The organism is Rhodococcus sp. BS-15 (genome assembly GCF_000813105.1).
Classification (GTDB): Bacteria; Actinomycetota; Actinomycetes; order Mycobacteriales; family Mycobacteriaceae; genus Rhodococcoides.
In genome coordinates this window covers 1-4,154 of record NZ_BAOX01000371.1, presented here as the reverse complement: position 1 = coordinate 4,154, position 4,154 = coordinate 1, and the positions used below count along the sequence as shown (strand labels likewise).

General features: G+C 66.5%; 3 protein-coding genes and 1 pseudogene. 2 read left to right on the top strand and 2 right to left on the bottom strand.

Features of this window, described 5'->3' with window-relative positions:
- Window positions 1-1,271, top strand: a pseudogene (locus RHBS_RS25190) (pyruvate dehydrogenase); the annotation flags it as partial.
- Here RHBS_RS25190 and RHBS_RS25185 read toward each other — a convergent pair.
- Together RHBS_RS25185 and RHBS_RS25180 are read right to left on the bottom strand one after the other, a co-directional pair.
- On the bottom strand, window positions 1,265-2,029 hold the full coding sequence (locus RHBS_RS25185; protein ID WP_128646784.1) for a TspO/MBR family protein: 765 nt from the start codon (window positions 2,027-2,029) through the stop codon (window positions 1,265-1,267). The pseudogene RHBS_RS25190 and the gene RHBS_RS25185 sit on opposite strands and share 7 nt — an antisense overlap.
- A 51-nt stretch (window positions 2,030-2,080) precedes the next feature.
- On the bottom strand, window positions 2,081-2,722 hold the full coding sequence (locus tag RHBS_RS25180; protein ID WP_306303574.1) for a TetR/AcrR family transcriptional regulator: 642 nt from the start codon (window positions 2,720-2,722) through the stop codon (window positions 2,081-2,083).
- Between the two features lie 45 nt (window positions 2,723-2,767).
- On the opposite strand from RHBS_RS25180, the gene RHBS_RS25175 reads away from it, so the two are divergent.
- A complete protein-coding gene (locus tag RHBS_RS25175; protein ID WP_128646783.1) occupies window positions 2,768-3,952 on the top strand; it encodes an oxygenase MpaB family protein in 1,185 nt (394 codons plus the stop codon).
- Window positions 3,953-4,154 lie beyond the last annotated feature (202 nt).

The window sequence follows — 4,154 nt, the reverse complement described above, 5'->3', positions numbered from 1 at the left end:
CGCAGCCTCGACCTGGGATCCCCGCTGCGCCCTGGGGGCCGCTTCGAAAAACGACAGCGCCCCCGGGCCGACTGTGCGCCGCCACCGCGGAACGGCTACGCCGCGAACCGGTTCCGGCGTCGACTCCTCCCGCCGTTCCCACCGACATCGGCCGAACCCCCAAGGGCACCGCCACCACTCAGGCCGCACTGGGCCGAACGCTGATAGACCTCACCCGCGAGGCCCCGGAAGCAGCGAAAAGGGTTGTCACAGTGAGCCCCGACGTCAGCTCCACCACCAACCTCGGCGGCTGGGTCAACAAGGTCGGCGTGTGGTCCTCATCCGATCGGCACAATTGGTTCGGTGACGACGCCGAAACGATCATGCACTGGCGCGAGGGACCGAGCGGTCAGCACATGGAACTCGGCATCGCCGAGACCAACCTCGTGGGGCTGATGGGCGAACTCGGTGCCACGTGGAGCCGGTGGGGACAGCCACTGTTCCCGATCGGCGTCATGTACGACCCGTTCGTCGAACGCGCCCTCGAGCCGTGGTCGTACGGGATCTACGCCGGCGGCCAATCGATCCTCGTCGGCACGCCGTCCGGCGTCACGCTGGCCGCGGAAGGCGGTGCGCACCAATCGATCAAGACGCCGTCGATCGGTCTCGAGCAGCCCGGCTGCGTCAGCTACGAACCCGCATTCGCGATCGACGTCGAATGGACCCTGCTCGCCAGCATCGCGCGCCTCGGCCGACCCGACGGAACCTCGGCGTACCTACGGTTGTCGACGCGACCCGTCGACCAGTCGAAGGCCGACGTCCCCACCGACCCGGCGGCCAGGGAACGCAGGCGTCGCCAGGTGGTCGCCGGCGGATATCCACTGGTGCGTCGAGACGGTGCGACAGTGACCATCGCGGCCATGGGAGCCGTGATCACCGAAGCACTCGAGGCTGCCGAGCGATTGAGCAAGGTCGGCGTGATCGCAGACGTTCTGTGCATCACCAGCCCGGGCGAGCTCTACCGAGCCCTGCAAGCGCGGCAGGGACGCGGAGTCGGTGAGTCGTGGATTCTCGATCAGCTGCTCCCCGCCGATCGGGCGACGCCGATGGTGACCGTGCTCGACGGCCACCCGCACACTCTGGCCTTCCTCGCGACCGTCAACCGGGTGGCCTCGACGTCGTTGGGAGTGAGCAACTTCGGGCAGGTCGGATCACTCGACGAGGTGTACAAGCACCACAAGATCGATACCGACTCCATCGTCGGTGCCGCACTCGATGTCACCGATCACTGACGCAGCGCTGAGGGGACCGCCTCTCGGGTGCGAAACCTGATGCCCACCGTGGTGATTGCGACCACCACCGCAGCGAGAACGGCTGCCCAGCCGACGGTCGTATCGACCACCTCACCGGAGAAGCGGCCCTGCGCCAACCATCCCAGCCCCCAGACGATCGCCAGCATCGGTGCGAGCGCACCACTCGAGTACCGGGCCAGCAACACCCCGACACCAGCCGCCACCGCGAGCACGATGACCGCCCATACCGTCGCGCCACCGGTGAATCCGAGACTCACCAGCCACGCCGAGATGTTCGCGATCGTCGCCACACACACCCACCCGAGGTAGACACCCATCGTTCCGTCGGTGATCACCGCATCGGCGACGCCCTCCGGTCGATGCTGCTGCATCAGCACGAACACGCGGACGAGCACCGCCAGCAACGCGACGATGACGATCACGCTCAGCCACACCTGCCCGATCTGAATCGCGAGAATCCACGCCGGATTGAGCAACATCGACGCGACGATCGGTGCTCGCAACGCGTCGTGGCGTGCGGTGCGGCCGGGTAGGAACTGCCAGACGGCGTAGGCGACGAGCCCGGTGTAGATCACCGACCAGATCGAGAACGCAGGGCCGGCGGGTGCCACCAGCGTCGACGTGGCACTGAGCGCCCCACCGGCCGCCTCGGCAATCGGCGTTCCTATCCACGCACCCGACCCGAGAAACGACACCACGACTGCCACGACCGCACTGACGACGACCACAATTTTCATAGCAGCACTGATCCCCCGAATTCGGCAGTCGCAAACACCCCTGCCGGGTTGCTAACCCGACGCACTCGAATCGGCACCCTCGAACGCGGCGAGCAGCATGCGAGCCGTCGTGGCCACCAACATCGTTCGGTCCGAGCCCGCGGGTCTGAACAACGCGACTCTCATGCACAGGCTGGCGGTGGCACCCATCGTCAGGAAGACGAGATCGTCGAGGGCGTCGTCGTCGAGATCGGGTCGGATGCGAGTGGGCAAGATGCGCGCCAGGGGCAGCAGTGGACGTTCGATGTCTTTCCACTGGCCACCCAACTCCGAACCTCCCGCTGCGAAAGCCGTCCGGACCACCGCCTCGTGTTCCTCGAACGCAGAAGTGAGTGTCTCGACGATGGTGACGATCGCGTCGGCCGGTGCTTGATCCATCGCGCGTCCGATTCCGGTGGCCAGCCGCATCGTGATGTCGTGGATCGTTGCGGTTCGCAGCTCGTCCATGACGGAGTCGATGTCGGTGAAATAGCGATACACGGTGCCGATGCTGACGTGCACGTGCCGTGCGAGCTGGTACGTCGTCGGGAGGTAGCCGGGCTTCTTCTGCAACAGCTCGATGGTCCCGGTCAACAGCCGAGCCCGCATCTCGACGGCGCGTTGCTGACGCGGAGTCGATCTCGGTCGCGGTGACGTCGGGCGTTGGGCGGGCATGAAAGTGAATAGTAAGTGAGGAATTCTCGTGTTCCACTGAAATGTATGAATACTCGCGCTCCCAGTGGGCTGGTTCGCACCGACGAGGCCGTCTCGAGGCACGGCCAGGCAGGACGCGAATGGCTCGACGCGATGTGGCGAGCCGATCCGCTCGCCGATCGCGTGCTCGACGAGGACTTCGGTTCTTCGTCGTCGACTGCCGCCGTCTCTGCTGCGCTCACGAACGGAATCGACCCCGATGCCCCGGCTGCGCTTCGAAAGCTGTTCGCATTTCTCGACTCCGAACCGGACTGGGTCGATCACGACCGCCTCGACCGCGCCGCCGACGCCCTCGTCCGCTACAGCGCGGTGATGGGGATCGTGCTGGGAGCGGCGTCGTTGCTTCGCGGCGCAGAGAACTCCATTGCCGGCAAACCGCTGGCCATCACCGGACGATACGTCTCGCAACCGGCCATTCGCTCCATCGAAGTGGGCAACTGGCTGCAGAAAGTCATCTCTCCGGGCGGAATGGCCAGGCAGGGAGACGGATTCGCGTACACGGTGCGCGTGCGAATGATCCACGCCCATGTACGACGAGGAATCCGGCACCTCGTCACGTGGGACGACGAAGCCTGGGGTGTGCCGATCCCGCAGCCGTACATGGCGTTCACCATCGCCGAGTTCGGCCACATCGCGCTCGACGCCATGCACCGGGTCGGCGTGCGCTTCACCGACACAGAACTCGGCGACATCTACCACCTGTGGCGCTACGTCGGCCATGTCGTCGGCGTCGACCACGTGCTCAACCCGATCGACGAATCGGACCACATCCGCATCGAGAAGCTGTACCGACTCACCTCCCCTGGCCCCAGCCAAGACGACCGGGACTTCGTCACCGCCCTGACCGACGACTATCTGGTGCCCGAACTCGCCAACCTGCTACCCGGGCCCCATGGGGTGACCCGCGCGGTGGCTTCGGCGACGATGTCTGCCCTACAGCGCGTGCTGATCGGCGACGAGGCGTCGGACGATCTGCACATCCCGGCTTCGTCACTCACGCACGTCGTGTCGCTCGTCGGGCCGCTGCTCCCGCTGGTGAACAGAGCGCGCACGCTCCGGGCCGGCGGGCCGAGTGAGCTCACGCGGCAGTCCTACCTGGTGCGCGACGCGGAAATGCAGCGCATGCGCGCCGGCTACCGGGTCACTCACGAACTGGTCGACGACGTCCACCGGACGCACACGGGCAGTTGAGCCTGCCGGTTACCGCCACGGTCTGGTAGACACGCGGGAGTGAATGCCATCAGTCGACCGAACCGAGCTCGACGCGTCGGAGCCGCACTTGCGGCGTCCACCTGCGCGGTGACCGCGCTCGTCGGGTGCAGCTCCACACCCGAGTCCGAGCCCGCGCCCGCCGAGACGACGACCGCACCGGCCCCGCAGTACGACCTCACGG